Genomic DNA, 16,906 nt, shown 5'->3' on the forward strand with positions numbered 1-16,906 from the left:
TGCCACAGAAAGAAGTCCCATGCGCAAGACATTGACTGCCCTCATTCTCGCCGTCGGTATGGCCGTTTCCGTAACGGCCTGCGGCGGCACGGCGACATCAGCAAAGGAAGCCGCAGGCTCCGAATTGCTCCCCATGCCCTCTGTCGACACCTCAGACGGCCTCCGCATCGACGGTGAACTCATCGCTGACAAGAAGCTCTACGAGGCAGCGAAGAATGACACCGTGAAGCTCTACTCAGGCACGGGCAAAGAGGCAGAGGACCTGACGGATGCACGCTTTTCGGCTGAAACAGGGATACCTGTCGACTTGACCCGCTTGCCGACGAACAAACTCGCGGAACGGGCCCTTTCAGAAGCGGGTGCGGGCAAGTTGGAAGCCGGCGTTATTCGGATGACGGACGTCCGCATCGCCAGGGAATTTACGGACAAGAAGATCTTCGTCCCTTACCGGACACCATCACACGACATCCTCGTCTCTGAAAACGCCGGCGCCCGGGACACCTTCGTGAATTGCTATTACTTCGTCAACGCATTGGCCTACAACTCCGCCGCCGTTGAGAAGGATCCTCCCACCAAGTGGGAGGACCTCGCTGACCCCAAGTACAAAGGAAAGCTGGGGCTTACCGCAATCACAACGGGTGGCACAATCAATGCCCTTGCCCATTTCCAGCTCAGCACCTTCGGTCCCGAGTTCCTGCAAAGCCAGGGCACACTCCAGCCGCGGATTTTCGACAGCACATCAACCCAGGTCGACGCGTTGGCCCGTGGTGAGATCACATTCGGCCCCGTGAGCTTCAACAACGCCTTCGCAACCGAGCTCTCCGGGGCTCCCATCAAACTCGTTATCCCGGAAAAGGGCGTCTCCGCTTCTGAAGGCGTCATGGGACTCACCCCCAAGGGCCTGGAAAGTCCCGCCGCACAGGTCTTCCTGAACTGGACCATGTCCAAAGCCGGGCAGCGCTTCGCCGGTGCACAGGGCTTTGCTCCATCCCGCACCGACATCGAGCCGGTAAAAGCAGGGGACTACGAGCTGCCCAAAGCCGACTCGCCCAGGTTTCACCTCTTCAAGGAAGAAGACTTCGCGAAGTACGCAGACGCCGACGAAAAAGTATGGAAGCAAGCCTTCAACTACGTGGGCTAACTGATGCCCGAGTCGCCCGTCAAACGACCACACCGAACAGGACTGGACCACGCATGACCGCAATTATCAATGAGCGCACAGTGTCAACGGCTGCCGTGGAGGCCTTCGCCGAGGAACATCTGGCCGCAGGAGCCCTCCAGCGCGCGCACGAACCCAACTTTCCCTGGCAGGTCGCCGAACTGCTCGGCGCACAACGCCTGCTGGGGTTGACCATCTCCTCCGAAGACGGCGGCGCCGGACTACAACTCTCCGACGCTGTAGCAGCAATCCGGGAAGTGGCCATGGTTTGCCCCAAGAGCGCTGACGTGCTCCAGGCCGGAAACTTCGGAGCAATCAGAACTTTCGCCGAATTCGGCACCCCGGAACAAAAGGCCAAATACCTGCCGGATCTGCTCGCCGGCCGGGCCTTGATCTCATTGGCCATGAGCGAAGCGGAGGCCGGATCAGCCGCAACGGAGCTACAGACCACCGCGACTGAAGACGCAGATTCGTTCATCATCAACGGAACAAAACTGTGGTCCACCCACAGCGTCGATGCAACCCTCTTTCTGGTCTATGTCCGCTTTGGACCCGGGACTGGCAACATTGGGTCGGTGCTGATCGAACGGGGCACCCCAGGATTCACCGTAGGCGACCCCTCATCATTCATGAGCGGAGAAGTCTGGGCAGAGCTCACCTTCCGGAACTGCCGGATACCCAAGGAGAACGTCCTGCTCGGACCGGGGGGCTTCAAAAAGCAGATGTCCGGATTCAACGTCGAACGCATAGGCAACGCCTCGAGGTCACTGGCGCTGGGACGCCTGGCCTTTGAGACAGCCAAGGAACATCTTGCCAACCGGACCCAGTTTGGCCGGACGCTGAACGAGTTCCAGGGGTTGCAGTGGAAATTGGTCGACGTCGCTGTCGGGCTGGACGCAGCCGAGGGCCTTCTCGACCGCGCCGTAAAAAACGCCAGCGCGGGGTTTCCCTCCGCATACGAGACATCAGTGGCGAAGCTGGCAGCCAATGAAGCGGGATTTCGAGCCGCCAACGAAGCCATGCAAGTGATGGGTGCGACAGGATTCAGCACGGGCACGCTCGTTGAATACTGCGTTAGGCGCACCCGTGGATGGATGATTGCCGGCGGCTCCACGGAGATCCTCAAGAACCGCATTGCCGAAGAAATCTTCGGCCGACGCTTCAGCCAGCGCCGGTGAGCGCCGCACCTTCAGGGGCATCCGTCAAGGTCCCCGACGCCACAAAGTTGGGCCCCGTGAGCTATGAGATTGATGGTGACGTTGGCCTTCTGACCATTGACAACCCACCGGTGAATGCCAGTACGGCGGAGGTGCGCGCCGGGCTTCTCGCAGGGATGCAGAGGGCGGCAACTGACCCGGCGGTCCGCGCCGTTGTTTTGATTGGTGCCGGCCGGAACTTCATCAGCGGGTCCGACCTGAAAGAGTTTTTCGGACCACTGCCCGCGCCGGAGCTCCCGGAGGTGATCGCTGCCGTCGAGGACTGCCCCAAACCAGTAGTGGCTGCCCTTTCCGGGGCGACTCTTGGCGGCGGCTTTGAACTCGCACTTGGGTGTGACGGCCGCATCGCCTTGGAAGGCGCAGTTGTGGGCATGCCCGAAATCACGTTGGGCATGATTCCCGGGGCGGGCGGCACGCAACGCACCATGCGTCTTGTTGGTCCGGCCAGAACGATTCAACTCATCACCTCAGGAGACCGGATTCCGGTCACCGCAGCCGTCCAGGAGGGACTGGTGGACAAGGTCGTTCCCTCCTCTTTACGGGAGCAAGCGATACGTTTCGCCGCCACACTTGAGCGCAAACGTATTCTGCGGTTGCTGCCCGTGCCCGATGAGAGGGCAGGCGCGCTGGAAGACGCCGCTCGATTGGCCGTCGCCCGGTCCGGTCCCCGTCCGCAGGTCATCGCGGCTATCGGTGCCGTGATTGCTGGAACCGCGATCCGTCCAGCGGAGGCTCACGTCCACGAGAGGGCGGAGTTCAACCGGCTGCGAAATGGAACGGAATCAGGGGCCCTGAGGCATTTGTTCTTTGCACGCAAGACAGCGGAAAAGGCCAACCGTCCCCACACATCCATAAGACTCCGCAGCATCGGAGTGGTAGGTGCCGGCACCATGGGGAGGGGGATTGCCAGGGCTTTCGTGGAAGCCGGCGTACCGGTCGTCCTTGTGGACCAGGACAGCGCAGCAGCGGGAACTGCCGTGAAACGGATTTCAGATGAATACCGCCGACTGACCGAGCAGGACAAGCTCGCACACGCCGACGCGGATAGGCGGATCCGTCTCTTGTCGGCATCCGGTTCCCTATCGGATGTGGCAGAAGCCGATCTTGTCATCGAAGCAGTTTTCGAAGATGCCATGGTCAAAAAGGCGGTATTGAGGGACCTCGAGTCGATTGTCAGGAGCCATGTTCCCCTGGCGACGAACACCTCCTATCTGGATGTGAACGAGTTGGCCTCAGCGGTAGGCAGCCCCGGGCGGGTCCTGGGCATGCATTTTTTCAGCCCCGCCCACCGTACCCCTGTGCTGGAAGTCATCCGCGGGGACCGCACGAGCTCCGAAACCCTCGATGTGGCACTGGCAGCTGCCCGGCTCGTGAACAAGCTCCCCCTGATAGCGGGGGTGTGCGACGGATTTATCGGCAACAGAATTTTCAGTGCCTACAGGCGCCAATGCGAACTCATGCTCGAAGAAGGTGCCTTGCCGGACCAAGTCGACAAAGCCCTTGAATCGTTTGGCTTCGCCATGGGCCCCTTCGCCGTCGGTGACATGTCGGGCCTCGATGTGGCCTGGCGGATGCGTCAGAGCAAAGCTGAGTTCCGTGACAAACGTGAACGTTACCCCGACGTTGCCGACAAGCTGTGCGAACTGGGGCGGTTCGGGCAAAAAACCGGCAAAGGTTGGTACCGGTATGACGGTGGGGCACGCACTCCGATCCCGGACGGGGACGTTGAGGCCCTGATCCTCCGGTCCTCGGCTGCTAAACATATTCAGCGTCGCCCCTTTGCCGCCCAGGAGATCATTCGCAGGTGCCTCGTCGCCATGGCGAATGAAGCAGCCCTGCTCATGTCCGAAGGCATCGCAGAGCGTCCTTCAGATATAGACCTGATGCTGACTCTCGGATACGGCTTCCCCAAACACGAAGGCGGCATCACTTACTGGGCCGCCCGTCAGGATCCGGTGAAACTGTCCCACGAACTGGAACAGCTGCAAGCCGTCTCAGGACCTGGATTCCGCAAGGGAGATGTAGGAATTCTCGGCCGGGCGGTTCGTGGCGAATGACCGCAAGCCATCGTGGTAGCCGGCAGCCATAACGCGCTCGAGCAGTCGGAAATGAGCGCAGGGTGCTGCTGCTTTACGTGAAAACGTGCGGTGAAACAAGTGGATCCGAAGGCCGTCGGCCTTCGGATCCACTTGTTTCACCGCTTCGTGGCCGCGGTCGTCTTTCGACCGCGGTGGTACCTATTGAAGCGACGCAACAAATTTAATGATCGCGGTGCTCATGGCATCCGGACGCTCCGGGGCGAGGGCATGCCCTGCTCCCGGGACCACTTCAACAGTCACTCGATCACCGAGGAGCGGACGATACACATTGGGAATCACTACAGCGTCACAGGCGGCTTGCAGGTCAAGGATGGGAACGTTGCCCCCGGCGAAGTACTCGTCGACCGGGGTATTGTCCCGAGCAAATGCCTGCATTTCATGCGTTGGCCAGGACCAGCCATCCAGCCAGACCCGAGGATCATTGCCGGGCGCAAAAAAGGCTGCTTTCAGGCATCGAATCCGTTCATCCTCGGTGAGCGCAGGGTTTCCTGCCCCGTCAATCTCGGCGCGCAACCGCCGGTAGGGTTTTTCCTGCAGGGTTTCCGGGACCTTACCTGCAGACGAGGCGGCAAGTACGAGGGCTCGCACCTGGTCAGGCCTGTCGACTGCGAGCATCCGAGCCGGCTGGCTGCCGAAGGCGTGTCCCACCACAACGGCGGACGTTACAGCGAGGTGATCGAGAGCCGCTGCTACGTCCCCTGCGAGGTCGTGCATGTTGAGCCCTAGCATCGGGCCGGAGCTACCGCCGATGCCGCGAGGCTGGGGCCGTATCACCATGTGACCGGCCGCAGCAAGAAGCCCAGCTACTTCGTCGTAGTCGGATGCTCCCCTGCCAAGGGAGGGCAGGATCACCATGGGTTCCCCTGCCCCCTGAATAAGCGTCTCGATGACTACGTCTTCGTATTCGATGCTTTGGGCAAAAACCTGACTCTTCGGCACTCCGGTTTGTTTCGTCATTACTTTTGGTCCTTCTTCTCGGCCGCTGGTGCAATGAAGCGCAACCGGGGTTGCTGCAGCGGCGCTTTCGGCATGTATTGGTGGTAGCCGGTCGCTAGCCCATAAAGCTGAAAGTCTTCTTCCAGAGCGAGGCATCCTCGTCGGCATATTTGGCGAAGTCGTCCTCGTTGAAGAGATGGAACTGCGGGGAGTTAGCCTTAGGGAGCTGATACTGGCCGGTCTTTACGGGGTCCAGGTCCGTGCGCGAGGGTGCGAAGCCTTGTGCCGCGGCGAACCGCTGCGCAGCTTTGGACATCGTCCAGTTCATGAAGACTTGTGCAGCTGGGCTCTTTTCGCCAACGGACGTGAGGCCAAGAACACCGGCGGACGCGGAAACGCCTTGTTCCGGGATAACGATCTTGAGGGGGGCTCCGGAGACTTCTGCGGCAAAGGCGTTGTCGAAGCTCACCGGCGCGATGGTGATCTCGCCGCGGGCGAGTGCACTTATCTGGGTGGCTGTTGAGTCATAGACTTTTGGCGCATTTGCTACCTCTGCTTGAAGAAACTGCGGACCGAAGGTGCTGAGCAGGAAATGGACCAGGGCGTTGATTGATCCTCCGGCGGTAACGGCAGTTTCACCCAGCTGTCCCTTGTATTTGGGGTCGGTCAGGTCTTCCCATTTGCTGGGTGGATTTTGCGTGATGACCGCGGAGTTGTAGGCCATGGCCTTGACGAGGTAGTAGCAGTTGACGAAGTTGTCGCTGACCCATGCCTTATTTTCGCGGAGTTTGTCGTAGGAGGGGGTTCGGTAAGGAACGTAGATGTTTTTGTCGGCCAGAGTGCGGGCGAGACGAACATCGGTGAGGCGGATCACTGCGGCCCCGAGTTTGCCGGTCCCAAACTCGGATTGGGCCCGTTCGGCGAGTTGGTTGGACCCGAGCCGCGTCAGGTCGACCGGGATCCCGGTTTCAGCCAAAAAGCGTGCGTCCGTCAGGTCCTCTGCTTCTTTGCCGATACCTGAATAGAGCTTGACCCTGTCCTTCATTGCAGCTTCGTAAAGGTTCTTGTCCGCGATCAGTTCGCCGTCGATGCGCAGACCGTCTGAAGTGTCGATGACCGGCATTGGCAACAACTGTGCAGTCGTTGTATCGCTTGCGTCAGCGGTGCTCTCGCCGCTTGCGCAGCCACCGAGGGATGCGGTGAGTCCGATGGCCAGGATCGCAGCCGTGAGTTGTTTGCGCATGAGGATACCTTTTCTGTGGGTCAGGGTGTTCTAACGGCAAAAGCCCGCGCCCTTGCCTTGGAAAGCGATCTCGCCGAGGGCTCGTCCCAGGCCCGCGGGAAAGCGTAGACAAGATCCCCGGAGCCCGGGAGATTGGGCTGCGGGGATCTTGTCTTACGGGCAATTTAGGTCTTGCCATACCTTCGGGTGGATGGTTAGTGGCCCGCGGCGGTTTGGAGCTGAAGGGGTGCGCCGACCTGGCCAGTGTCGGCCTTGCGGCGGACTAAAGCGTCGAGCGCTGAAACACCGTGACCAACGGGGCCAACTGAGACCGGGTTTATCTCGGCTTCGAGCACCCCAGGGTCATCAATTGCCAGGTTTGACACAGCCACGATGGTGCTTGCCAGGGCCTGCACGTCGCCGGCTTCTGAACCTCGGTAACCTTGAAGAACCTGCAGGCCCTTTACTTCGTGGATCATTTCCAGAGCGGTCTCGTGGGTAACAGGAGCAAGTCGTACCGCGGAATCTGCGAAGATCTCGGCCAGAACGCCTCCGGTGGAAAGCACGACGACCGGACCGACATCCCGGCTGACCCTGTAGCCGACCAGGGCTTCCGCCACACCTTTACCCGCCATTTTCTGAACCAGCACCCGCTCGATCCTGATCTCCGAATCGTGTGCTGCCACGTTTGCCGCAATCTGACGTGCGGCTGCCCGGACGGCCGGCATGTCCGGGACATTGAGTATCACCCCGCCGAGATCGCTCTTATGCGGGACCTTGTCAGAAAGCGCCTTGACGACGACGGGGAAGTCGAAGGGAAGATCAGTGAGACCGTCTACATCCTCCAGTGTCACCGCGATGGACGGGAATGACGGCACGCCTTGACGTGCCAGGACTTCGGCAGAGGACAGCTCGTCCAGAACGATGCCCGCAGCCTCGGCGTCAATGGCGAATCCTGCTCCCTGGCCAATGATGGTCGTGCGGCGTGCGAAAGCGGCGGCAATGACGTCCGCGCATGATTCAGGGGTGCGGAAGGCAGGAACACCCGATCCGGTCAGGAGCTCGGCTGCGGCGGGCGCTTCCGGCAGGGCGAAGGCAACAAGCGGTACCTGATGTCCGCCTCTATCTGCGATGGCTTGCACGGCCAGTTCTGGATTGAGACGGGCCGACGATCCGATAACAAAGAGGATGAGATCAAACTCTCCGCTGTCCTGCATGAGCTCGAGGGCATTGGTGACAATGTCATGCCGGGCGCCGGCCAGTCCGAGGTCAGCGATCAGGCTGTGCGGTACGGGTGCTCCGGCTGCGGTCATGTCTGCGATCAATTTGCTGCTGGGACCAACTATCTTCATCCCGCGGACGGCCAGCTGATCGACCATGATGGCCGCCCCGCCGCCGGTTGTTGTGACCACGCCGATCCTTGGTGCGCGTGGACGATCAGTCGCTGCGACCTTCTGAAGCAAGGCAGGCGCCTCGATCAGGCCCTCAAAGTGGTTGACCCTGGCGAATCCGCAGGCTTCGAAGAAGGCTTGTGATTCGCTGTCTTCACCTGCCAACGCCCCGGTGTGGGACACAGACAAGGCGGCGGCCTCTTCGGAGCGGCCCAGCTTGTAGACGACTACAGGTTTGCCCGCCCGGTGAGCGGCTGCGGCGAACGAGGCAAGGTCTTCGGAATGCCGCAATGATTCCAGGAACAGTGCGTACGAGGTGATGCCGGGATCGCTGAGGGTTGCCTCACAGATCGATCCAAGGGAAAGGTCCGCTTCGCCACCGGTGGAAACAAGCCCGGAAAACCCGATTCCCCGTCCGCGCGCTCGACTGACGAGGGCCCCGATGACGCTTCCGGATTGCGAGGCGACAAAGATTCCGCCTGTCGGAGTGTCCGGTTCCCCGAAAGCTGCATTTCCGGTCAGCATCAGTCCATTTCGGGGGTTCACTACGCCAAGGCTGCTGGGACCCACAAGACGAACGTCTCCCGCGGCGGCAGCAGCCCGCAGTCGGTCCTCACGATCGCGGCCGGCCTCGCCGTCTTCAGCGAAGCCCGATGCCAGAATGGTGGCAACCTGCACTCCAATGCGGGCGCATTCCTGCACGCATTCGATGGCGGCTTCCGCTCCCGTCATGATGTAAACGTGTTCCGGCACCTCTGGGAGCGCCGAAAGGCTCGGCCACGCCTTTACGCCCTGCACTGTTTCGCGTTTGGGATTAATGAAGTAGGCATTTCCTGAGTACCCGGCGCGGGCCAGGAACTGCTGCGGCCGGGCCGTGGTCTTCTTTGGATCGTCGGAGGCCCCGACGATGGCAACACTGCGCGGGTTCAGTAGGGGACCGGCAAGGCTTGGCTGTTTCACGTCCTGCATATTCAGTAGCTCCTGTAAGGCGTATGGCGCAGGCGGGGACTCTTCATCAAGTACCAGCCGATATTGCGCTCCGGGCAATCGTGGTTCTATTCCGCGGCCTGTCACCTGCTTGTCATTCAAGACAGCCGCATGTGATGATCATTACATACTCTATAGAGTAGCGTCTACAGAGTTTCAGGTCCGCGCAGATTTGAGGAGCCGAAATCATGGAATTGGTCCAGGGAGACGAGCTCTCGGAGGAGGGGGCCGTCAACGAATGTCCGCTCCTGGAGAGGCTCGCCGTGAGTAAGTCCCACGCCGGCAATTTTCGGGGATGGCCGCCCCGGGGTTTCACGGGCCGACTTTTTGGAGGTCATCTGCTGGCCCAGGTGATCATGGCGGCCGCAGACACCGTGATGGACAACCGCACCGTAAACTCCCTGCACGTGTACTTTCTTGCAGCCGGCAGGCAGGACACAGAGATTGACTATTGTGTCGAGCGGGTCCGGGACGGGCGATCCTTTGCCGTCCGGCATGTGCGTGCCGTCCAGGGTGGCCGTCTCCTCGTCCAGGCCAGCTTGTCCTTCGTTACAGAACGTTCCGATGAAGAAACGCTCTCGGTAGCCATGCCGGCCGTCCCATTACCTGAAGGACTCACGCCTTTGCATGAGCGGGTCCGGGACCCAAGTGCCCGTCCCACAGGGTTCAAGTGGCCTGCACGTCGTGACTGGTGGACAGCTTCGCGTCCCCTCGACATCCGCTGCATCGACGACTCGGATTTGCCCGATGACACCTCGAGGTACTTCTGGTTCCGTACCGCTCCTGCAATCGGTGCTCCCCAGAACCACCAACGGGCGATTCTCGCCTTCGCATCGGACCGCTCGCTGTTGCCTGCCGTGACGAAAGCACGGCAGGGGAGCTTGGAGCGGCCAGGGGGCCGCGTGGCAAGCGTTGACCATGCGCTGTGGTTCCACGCCGATGTTTTTGCAGGGGAGTGGTACCTGTACGCGCAGGACAGCCCGTTCAGCACGGCTGGTTTGGGCCTGGCACGGGGCCTGATATTCGCACAGGACGGAAGGCTGGCGGCAACGGTCACCCAGCAGGGTGTTTTTTCACCTCCGGAGGGTACCGGCGACCGTCGGAACCCTCGACAGTAGGACATTGGAAAGGATGAGCGTAAATGTATTTGAACGACACTCCCGACGAGGCCGCGTTCCGCGACAAGGTAAGGTCCTTTGCCCAGGAACGGCTGGCGCCGACAGCGCTGGAACGGGCACATGAACCGCACTACCCCTGGGAGACGGCGAAACTCCTGGCCGATGAGGGCCTGATCGGACTCACTATCCCCAAGGAAGATGGCGGCCGTGGTGCATCCCTGATGCAAGCAGTAATTGCCATCCAGGAAATTGGGATGGCGTGCCCGAAAAGCGCCGATGTTGTTCAAGCCGGAAACTTTGGCGCACTGAGGACCTTCGCCGAGTACGCCAGCGATGACCAGAAAGCCCGCTACTTCCCTGATCTGCTGTCGGGGCAGAGCCTCCTGGCCTTGGGGATGAGCGAACCTGAGGCTGGATCGGCTGTTACGGATCTGCAGACTACGGCCCGCCAGGAGGGGGATGAGTACGTCATCAATGGGGCCAAGTGCTGGTCGGGCTACAGCGCCGATGCTCCTCTGTTCCTCGTCTATGTCAGGTTCGGTCCGGGGGTGGGTGGCATTGGATCCGTCCTCGTGGAACGGGACACGCCCGGATTTACCGTGGGTGAGCCATCGGCCTACATGAGCGGGGAATTATGGGCGCCCCTGACGTTCGTCGACTGCCGGATTCCTGCCTCGAACGTTCTTCTGGGTCCGGGCGGGTTCAAACGCCAGATCAGCGGATTCAACGTTGAGCGAATAGGAAATGCCTCCCGCTCCCTTGCGCTTGGCCGTTTGGCCTTTGAGCTTGCGCGCAACCATGTCTCGCAACGGGAACAGTTCGGAAGGCCCCTGATGGAATTTCAGGGCCTGCAGTGGAAGTTCGCGGAGATGAGCGTGGCGTTGGATGGCGCCCAGCTCCTCCTCGAACGGGCGGTCCGCAACTCCGCTGACGGCCTTCCTTCTGCTTACGACACAGCGGTTGCGAAGCTGGCCGCCAACGAGGCCGGTTTCCGCGTGGCTAATGAGGCCATGCAGGTTATGGGAGCGGTTGGTTTCAGTTCGCTTACGCTCATGGAATATTGTGTGCGCCGCACCCGCGGCTGGATGATCGCCGGAGGGTCGACCGAGATACTCAAGAACCGGGTGGCGGAACACATTTTCGACCGGCGCTTCAGTCAGCGTCCCTAAGACGCCCTTGCAGAGAATCCCCGGCCGACGACAGGCAGTCAGCCGGGGATTCTGCCGGTGGAGAGGAAGGACTTATTTGAGGATCACGAGTCCCCGGAATTGAATGGCCCTTCCGCCGCCGCCCTCGCCGGGTTCAGTCGCATCTGGCGGTCATGCCGCCATCAACAACAAGTTCCGTGCCGGTAACGAAGCGCGCTTCATCCGAAGCAAGGAAGAGTGCCGCGTAGGCAGTGTCCCTGCCGTCACCGGCGAACGCCAGCGGAATCCGTGACTGCCGCTGTGCCAGCAGCTTGTCCACGTCTCCTCCGGCGCGCTGGCCGGCCAGACGCGCCTCAACCATTGGCGTATGGAGCTGACCCGGCACGACCGTGTTGACCCGGATGTTGTCCGGGGCGTATTGAACAGCTGTGACGCGGGAGAAGGAGATGACGCCGGCTTTGGAGGATGCGTACGCCACCTGGGGTGCGCCCGTCCATCGAGTTCCGGAGGTTGAGGCAATGTTCACGATGGCCCCACCGCCTGAGGCAACCATGTGCGGGATCGCTTCGTGGCATGTCCGGTACACACTCGTGAGGTTGAAATCGAGCTGCCGCGTCCATTCCTCTTCGCTGATTTCAGCTGCGCCGCCACGGCGTGAGCCACCGACGACGTTGACCAGGATATCGATCCGGCCGAAACGGTCGACACAGGCTTTGATCATGTCTTGGACGGACTGCGTGTCGGTGACGTCGCAGAGGTGGCCTTCGACGGTGTTTCCTTCAGCGCGGATCAGTTCAAGGGTCGGGTCGAGCGCTTCCTGACTGATGTCCGCCGCGAACACGTTGGCGCCTTCGGCGGCGAAGATTGCGGCACAGGCGCGGCCGTTTCCCCAGCCTGGTCCGACGCTTCCCGCGCCGACAATTAGGGCGACTTTGTCCTGCAGGCGTTGTGTCATTGTGTCTCCTTTATTAGGTGTGGGTTGAGCCAATTTGCAGGCGGGCGTTGGCCTGCGTTGTGAAATTTGAACACCCGGCGGGATCTGGATGTCACGTCGGCCATGACGTTTTCCCGCCAAGGGGTGGACGTTGCACCTCTCCACGACTCCGTCTCACATACGGAGGGGTGTTCAATATCGTGGATCGTCACTATCTGTTCCCCGGCGCCCTCGATAAGCCGGTACTGTCGGATGCGGTTCCATCCCGGTATTTGGAGTAACAACGGGATGTGTTCATGCATGTACCAGTCGACCAAGCCGTCCTCCGCTTGAGAGGTGAGGCCGACAACCACCTGATAACGCGGTTCCCCGTCCAGAGCTCCGGCTTCATGCTCGAGCGAATAAACGCGACGGTCCAACGTGTGGAGGTTTTCGACAATGTGCTGCTCATGAGGGCTTCGCTGTTCCCGAAGAGACTGGTAGAGGGGGTTCTGAAGCACGGCAAGGTCTATGTCGTAGGTGGCCAGCCAGGCTGGCGTCAGTCCGTCAACGGCCTTGAACCTGTAGCCGTTTGCGAATTCGGGGAACTGGAGTCTGAGGGGGACGTGCTCCTGGTCGTACCAGTTATGGAACTCTGCCACCGGGACCTGACCGGGTTCTGAAAATACGGCGAGCAAACCATTAGTCATGGTGTTCCCCTCCCGCGGTGAGTGGCGGGGCCTGTCTGTTCAGTGGGTAAACTGCAGGAAAACCACATGTTGGGGCCGCATTCGCGCCAAGACGACAGTAGGAGTGAGCGTGTCCCGCGAGAATCCGGATGTCATCGACTCCGTTGAGAAAGCCTTCCGGCTGGTTCAAGTTTTTTCCCACGACCATCCCTCTCTCACGGTGAGTGAGGCCGCTGAGCTCTCTGGACTGACCCGTCCAACGGCGCGGCGGATACTTCTCACGTGCGTAAACCTCGGTTTCGCCGAAACGGACGGAAAGTTTTTTCGTCTGACGCCCAAAGTGCTTCGCCTGGGTTTCGCTTATCTCTCTGCGCTGCCCTACTGGGAGACCGCCCAACCTCATATGCGGCGCCTGGCCGGGTTGTTGAATGAGTCCTGCTCGATGGCCACTCTGGACGGCAACGAGATTGTGTACCTCACTCGGGTTCCTGGCAACCGGAGCATGGTGACAACTCTTAACACCGGGTCCCGGTTGCCTGCTTACGCGACGTCCATGGGAAAGATCCTTCTGGCATATCTGTCCCCGCAGCAACTGGATAAATATCTTTCCGAAGTGGCTCTGGTCAGGTTGACTCCCACGACGATTACCGATCCTGACAAGCTGAGGACTGAGCTGGCTACTGCCAGGGCGCGCGGGTATGCCACAGCAGACGGTGAGCGTGAAGAAGGGATCAGGTCTGCGGCAGCCCCTGTCTTTGCCCGCGGAGGGCACGTGGTAGCAGCGGTCAACGTGTCCGCAAACGCTGCGCGTGTGACGCCGGATCGCCTTGTCTCCGATTACGTCCCGGCTCTTATCAGCACAGCCCAACAAATCTCGTCGGAAATTGGGGTTACGGTGTTTCATTAGAGGAGAAGTCGAAGCAGCGGGTCGGGTTGGAGACCAGAAGCTGTTCCAGTTCTTCGGGGGTGTCCGTAATCCGGGTCAGAGTATTAATCAGATCCCCATCGTTTGGCATGAACCCATGGGTGTTGGGGTGAGGGAAATCTGTCCCCCACACGCAGCGGTCCGGACGCGATTGGAATAGTTCCCTGGCCAGCGCTATGGAATCTTCCATTCCCGGGGCCCTTTTTGTGATCCTGTCCGCGCCACTGAGCTTGACCCAGATATCATCACCGGAGAGGAGTTCTTTCAGGACCCTACGTTCAGGCTGCTCGCGGCCTTCAGTGATGTCGAAGCGACCCATGTGGTCAAAGATAATCCTCAACGGAATGTCGTCGATGCGATCGGCGAAATCCAGGATTGCGGATCCCGTTACATGCACGGCCAGATGCCAATTGAAAGGACCAATCAGGTCAACAATGCTGGCGATCTCGTCCCTGCTGGGCGGTTGTCCAAGATGGGATGCGAAGTGGATTCTCGCTCCGCGCATCCCCGCTTCGTGCCACTTTTGAATGTCGGCGGTACTGGTACTGGGGCCCACCAAGGCAACCCCGCGGTATCGACCCTCCCCACGTTCCAGCGCATCCAGCACCACTGAGTGATCGGCGCCGTGGCAGGCCGATTGGACGATCACAGCACGGTCGAAGCCAAGGAAATTGTGCAGCGACTGCAGATCTTCCAGGGGAACGTCTTCAGGAGTGAAGGTCCGATCGGGGGCAAAGGGGAACCTCTTGTGAGGACCGAATACGTGGACATGGGAGTCGCAGCTTCCGGCAGGCAAAAGAGTCTGTGGTGTGTGGGGGGTGCGGTCTGGACCGGGAGTGGTGACTGTCAGTGCGTGCATCCGGTGGCTCCTTTCGATCAGGCGTTTGGGGCTAGTGCTGGTTGCCGGTCGGATGCTGCCACACCGAGCGCAACAAGGAAACGGGAGACCATGTTGTAGGAAGCGACCGTTGCGGTGAGCTCAACGATTTCGGTTTCAGAGAAGAAGGTTCTCATCAGCTCGAACGTTGAATCGGAAACGGCGACGTTACGGGTCATTTCATCGGTGTAGGCGATAATGGCGTCGAACTGCGCATTGCCCGTTTCGACCGGCGCGTCCTTCTGGAGCAGTTCAAGGACGTTCTGGTCCAGGCCGTAGCGGATGCCGAGGTCCACATGCGCCGCCCACTCGTATTCGGCGTCGTTGAGAACGGCGACACGAAGAATAATCAGTTCACGGAAGTCATCCCGGATGGAAAACTTCTGGCGCACGGCCCCGAGGAGAGAGTTCCACCCTGCGGCGAGGGCATCGTTATGTGACAGGAGCTGGTCAAGGGGGGTAAGGATCCCACCCCGGCGGTTGCGGATTCGTTCCGCCGTGAGGTCGCTGGGGGTGGCGTAGGACAGGCGTGGCATGTTGTCTCTCTTAATCTTGCTTGTGGGGGTTCAGCGGTGGACGGTGGGTGCTGGATTCTGCCGGCTTGAGGTTTCGCTCAAGGCATTGTCTGGGCGATCAGCCGAGGCTGGGTGCGCCGGTACGGGGAGCAGAGGTTCGATGATCGGTGATTCGTGGCCACGCATGATTCGCAGGGCGCGTGGCGCGTCGAGTTCCTTTTCCCATGCGCTGACGACGAGGCTTCCCATCATCTGGCCGGCGAGGCTCACCAGGCCACGCATGGTGGACATGAACCGATCCACGCCCAGAAGCAACATGATGCCCACTACGGGGACGGTGCCCGTGGAGGAGAGGGTGGCTGCAAGGATAACGAAGCCGGCTCCTGCCACGCCTGCGCTGCCCTTGGAGGTCAGCATGAAGACCGCCAGCAGCCCAATCTGCTGCCAGATCGACAGTTCGATGTCGAATGCCTGCGCGATGTAGAGGGAAGCGAAGCCAAGGTACAGGCAAACCCCATCGCCGTTGAAGGCGTAGCCGGAAGGAACAACAAGGCCAACGATGGGCTTGGGGCAGCCTACAGCTTCAAGCTTTCTCATCAGCTGCGGCATGACTGCCTCGTAATTGGACGTGCCCAGCGTGATGAAGATTTCGTCCTTGAAGTAGCGGTAAACCGCGAGTATGCGCAGACCGCAGATCCGGGCAACGATCCCGAAAGCGAGCAAAGCGAAGGCAATGCCGGTGGCCCAGAACAGGAGAACCACAGAGCCGAGGCTGAGCAAGGTGGCCATGCCGAACTTCCCGGTGGTGTAGGCCATTGCCCCAAAGGCGCCGAGCGGAGCAAGGTACATGATCAGCTTGATGATGCCGAAGATCGCCGCATTCAAGGTGGTGATGCCGGCGACGATTCCCTCGCCCTTAGGCCCAAGCATCTTGACGGCTACGGAGAAGAGCACCGCCAACAATAGAACCTGCAGGACGTTGCCCTCAGTAAAGGCTCCGACAAAGCTGTGCGGGATGATGTTGACGATGAAGTCGTACCAGTTTTGATGCTGGCCAGTGCTGACGTAGCCCTGGGCCGCGTCACTGAGCTTTAGCTCGTCAGCCTTCGCGTGAATCCCGGCTCCGGGCTTCAGCACATTCATGACCACGAGACCCAGCGCGAGTGCCACAGTCGTCATGATCTCGAAGTAGGCCAACGCCTTAACCCCGATACGGCCCACCGACGTCAGCTTTCCGGCACCTGCCACGCCGGTCACGATCGTGCAGAAAATGACGGGAGCGATCAGCATTTGAATCAGCTGGATAAATCCCGTGCCAATCGGGGCAAGACCAGCGCCGAAGGCCGGGAACAAGAACCCGACGAGTGCGCCCAGAACGATGGCCACAGCCACCGTTATGTAAAGTCGCGGCCCGAACGCTGACCTAAATATTGCTTGCATAGGATCCACTCCATTATGAATCTTGTACGACTGGCGTACGAAAGTTTGTCTGGCGTACAAATGTTGCCATGATCACACCCCCCTGTCAATCAGTCGCGGCCTGACCGACGGAGACTGGCAATCATTGACAGGGACCCCGCACCCTTCTACCGTTGTCCGTCAGAAGGACGCTTGTACGCGTGACGAACATTCTTGGGGCAGGAAAACCCGCTCGTATTTGCCGCATTTCCTGTTTACGCACGCTTCCGCTTGTGGACCCGGCCACCTATC

General features: G+C 60.3%; 14 protein-coding genes. 6 read left to right on the top strand and 8 right to left on the bottom strand.

Going from position 1 to position 16,906, the window contains the following annotated elements:
* Positions 1–19: 19 nt before the first annotated feature.
* The 3 genes from ACTAQI_RS17240 to ACTAQI_RS17250 are packed head-to-tail and all read left to right on the top strand — an operon-like array spanning position 20 to position 4,433.
* On the top strand, positions 20–1,141 hold the full coding sequence (locus ACTAQI_RS17240; RefSeq protein WP_457947476.1) for an ABC transporter substrate-binding protein: 1,122 nt from the start codon (positions 20–22) through the stop codon (positions 1,139–1,141).
* On the top strand, positions 1,111–2,337 hold the full coding sequence (locus ACTAQI_RS17245; RefSeq protein ID WP_457947477.1) for an acyl-CoA dehydrogenase family protein: 1,227 nt from the start codon (positions 1,111–1,113) through the stop codon (positions 2,335–2,337). The genes ACTAQI_RS17240 and ACTAQI_RS17245 overlap by 31 nt, the downstream gene beginning before the upstream one ends.
* A 56-nt stretch (positions 2,338–2,393) precedes the next feature.
* The gene (locus ACTAQI_RS17250; protein WP_457947479.1) at positions 2,394–4,433 is read left to right on the top strand and encodes a 3-hydroxyacyl-CoA dehydrogenase NAD-binding domain-containing protein; all 2,040 of its coding nucleotides are present in this window, start codon (positions 2,394–2,396) and stop codon (positions 4,431–4,433) included.
* 180 nt (positions 4,434–4,613) lie between these two features.
* Here the strand turns inward: ACTAQI_RS17250 and ACTAQI_RS17255 are convergent, their stop codons facing one another.
* The 3 genes from ACTAQI_RS17255 to ACTAQI_RS17265 form a co-directional block, all read right to left on the bottom strand.
* The gene (locus ACTAQI_RS17255) at positions 4,614–5,432 is read right to left on the bottom strand and encodes an alpha/beta fold hydrolase (RefSeq protein ID WP_457947481.1); all 819 of its coding nucleotides are present in this window, start codon (positions 5,430–5,432) and stop codon (positions 4,614–4,616) included.
* Positions 5,433–5,526: 94 nt separating this feature from the next.
* On the bottom strand, positions 5,527–6,654 hold the full coding sequence (locus ACTAQI_RS17260) for an ABC transporter substrate-binding protein (RefSeq protein ID WP_457947483.1): 1,128 nt from the start codon (positions 6,652–6,654) through the stop codon (positions 5,527–5,529).
* A gap of 194 nt (positions 6,655–6,848) precedes the next feature.
* Entirely contained in the window at positions 6,849–9,113 is a 2,265-nt protein-coding gene (locus tag ACTAQI_RS17265; RefSeq protein WP_457947484.1) for an acetate--CoA ligase family protein, read from the bottom strand.
* Positions 9,114–9,199: 86 nt separating this feature from the next.
* Between ACTAQI_RS17265 and ACTAQI_RS17270 the strand changes: the two genes are divergently transcribed.
* Together ACTAQI_RS17270 and ACTAQI_RS17275 are read left to right on the top strand one after the other, a co-directional pair.
* Positions 9,200–10,129: an acyl-CoA thioesterase gene (locus ACTAQI_RS17270; RefSeq protein ID WP_457947485.1), complete on the top strand. Its 930-nt coding sequence runs from the start codon at positions 9,200–9,202 to the stop codon at positions 10,127–10,129.
* Between the two features lie 23 nt (positions 10,130–10,152).
* Positions 10,153–11,298: an acyl-CoA dehydrogenase family protein gene (locus ACTAQI_RS17275; protein WP_457947486.1), complete on the top strand. Its 1,146-nt coding sequence runs from the start codon at positions 10,153–10,155 to the stop codon at positions 11,296–11,298.
* 133 nt (positions 11,299–11,431) lie between these two features.
* On the opposite strand, the gene ACTAQI_RS17280 is transcribed toward ACTAQI_RS17275, so the two are convergent.
* Positions 11,432–12,232 carry an SDR family NAD(P)-dependent oxidoreductase gene (locus ACTAQI_RS17280; protein WP_457947488.1) on the bottom strand — a complete coding sequence of 267 codons (801 nt, stop codon included), beginning with the start codon at positions 12,230–12,232 and terminating at the stop codon, positions 11,432–11,434.
* Positions 12,229–12,900, bottom strand: a complete 672-nt coding sequence (locus tag ACTAQI_RS17285; RefSeq protein WP_457947489.1) for a hypothetical protein — start codon at positions 12,898–12,900, stop codon at positions 12,229–12,231. Before ACTAQI_RS17285 ends, ACTAQI_RS17280 begins: the two co-directional genes overlap by 4 nt.
* 109 nt (positions 12,901–13,009) lie before the next feature.
* Between ACTAQI_RS17285 and ACTAQI_RS17290 the strand changes: the two genes are divergently transcribed.
* A complete protein-coding gene (locus tag ACTAQI_RS17290) occupies positions 13,010–13,786 on the top strand; it encodes an IclR family transcriptional regulator domain-containing protein (protein WP_457947490.1) in 777 nt (258 codons plus the stop codon).
* Here ACTAQI_RS17290 and ACTAQI_RS17295 read toward each other — a convergent pair.
* From ACTAQI_RS17295 to ACTAQI_RS17305, 3 genes are read right to left on the bottom strand one after another with little or no spacing between them, the layout of a single operon-like run.
* Positions 13,770–14,663 carry an amidohydrolase family protein gene (locus ACTAQI_RS17295; RefSeq protein ID WP_457947491.1) on the bottom strand — a complete coding sequence of 298 codons (894 nt, stop codon included), beginning with the start codon at positions 14,661–14,663 and terminating at the stop codon, positions 13,770–13,772. The genes ACTAQI_RS17290 and ACTAQI_RS17295 overlap by 17 nt on opposite strands.
* A gap of 17 nt (positions 14,664–14,680) precedes the next feature.
* On the bottom strand, positions 14,681–15,217 hold the full coding sequence (locus ACTAQI_RS17300; protein WP_457947493.1) for a carboxymuconolactone decarboxylase family protein: 537 nt from the start codon (positions 15,215–15,217) through the stop codon (positions 14,681–14,683).
* Positions 15,218–15,247: 30 nt separating this feature from the next.
* On the bottom strand, positions 15,248–16,636 hold the full coding sequence (locus tag ACTAQI_RS17305; protein WP_457951094.1) for a cation:dicarboxylate symporter family transporter: 1,389 nt from the start codon (positions 16,634–16,636) through the stop codon (positions 15,248–15,250).
* Positions 16,637–16,906: the final 270 nt, after the last annotated feature.

The organism is Pseudarthrobacter sp. alpha12b, assembly GCF_054130495.1.

Coding starts and splice junctions, on each gene's coding strand:
- ACTAQI_RS17240 (WP_457947476.1), top strand. CDS start 20: ATGCGCAAGACATTGACTGCCCTCATTCTCGCCGTCGGTATGGCCGTT.
- ACTAQI_RS17245 (WP_457947477.1), top strand. CDS start 1,111: ATGGAAGCAAGCCTTCAACTACGTGGGCTAACTGATGCCCGAGTCGCC.
- ACTAQI_RS17255 (WP_457947481.1), bottom strand. CDS start 5,432: ATGACGAAACAAACCGGAGTGCCGAAGAGTCAGGTTTTTGCCCAAAGC.
- ACTAQI_RS17260 (WP_457947483.1), bottom strand. CDS start 6,654: ATGCGCAAACAACTCACGGCTGCGATCCTGGCCATCGGACTCACCGCA.
- ACTAQI_RS17270 (WP_457947485.1), top strand. CDS start 9,200: ATGGAATTGGTCCAGGGAGACGAGCTCTCGGAGGAGGGGGCCGTCAAC.
- ACTAQI_RS17275 (WP_457947486.1), top strand. CDS start 10,153: ATGTATTTGAACGACACTCCCGACGAGGCCGCGTTCCGCGACAAGGTA.
- ACTAQI_RS17280 (WP_457947488.1), bottom strand. CDS start 12,232: ATGACACAACGCCTGCAGGACAAAGTCGCCCTAATTGTCGGCGCGGGA.
- ACTAQI_RS17285 (WP_457947489.1), bottom strand. CDS start 12,900: ATGACTAATGGTTTGCTCGCCGTATTTTCAGAACCCGGTCAGGTCCCG.
- ACTAQI_RS17295 (WP_457947491.1), bottom strand. CDS start 14,663: ATGCACGCACTGACAGTCACCACTCCCGGTCCAGACCGCACCCCCCAC.
- ACTAQI_RS17300 (WP_457947493.1), bottom strand. CDS start 15,217: ATGCCACGCCTGTCCTACGCCACCCCCAGCGACCTCACGGCGGAACGA.
- ACTAQI_RS17305 (WP_457951094.1), bottom strand. CDS start 16,636: ATGCAAGCAATATTTAGGTCAGCGTTCGGGCCGCGACTTTACATAACG.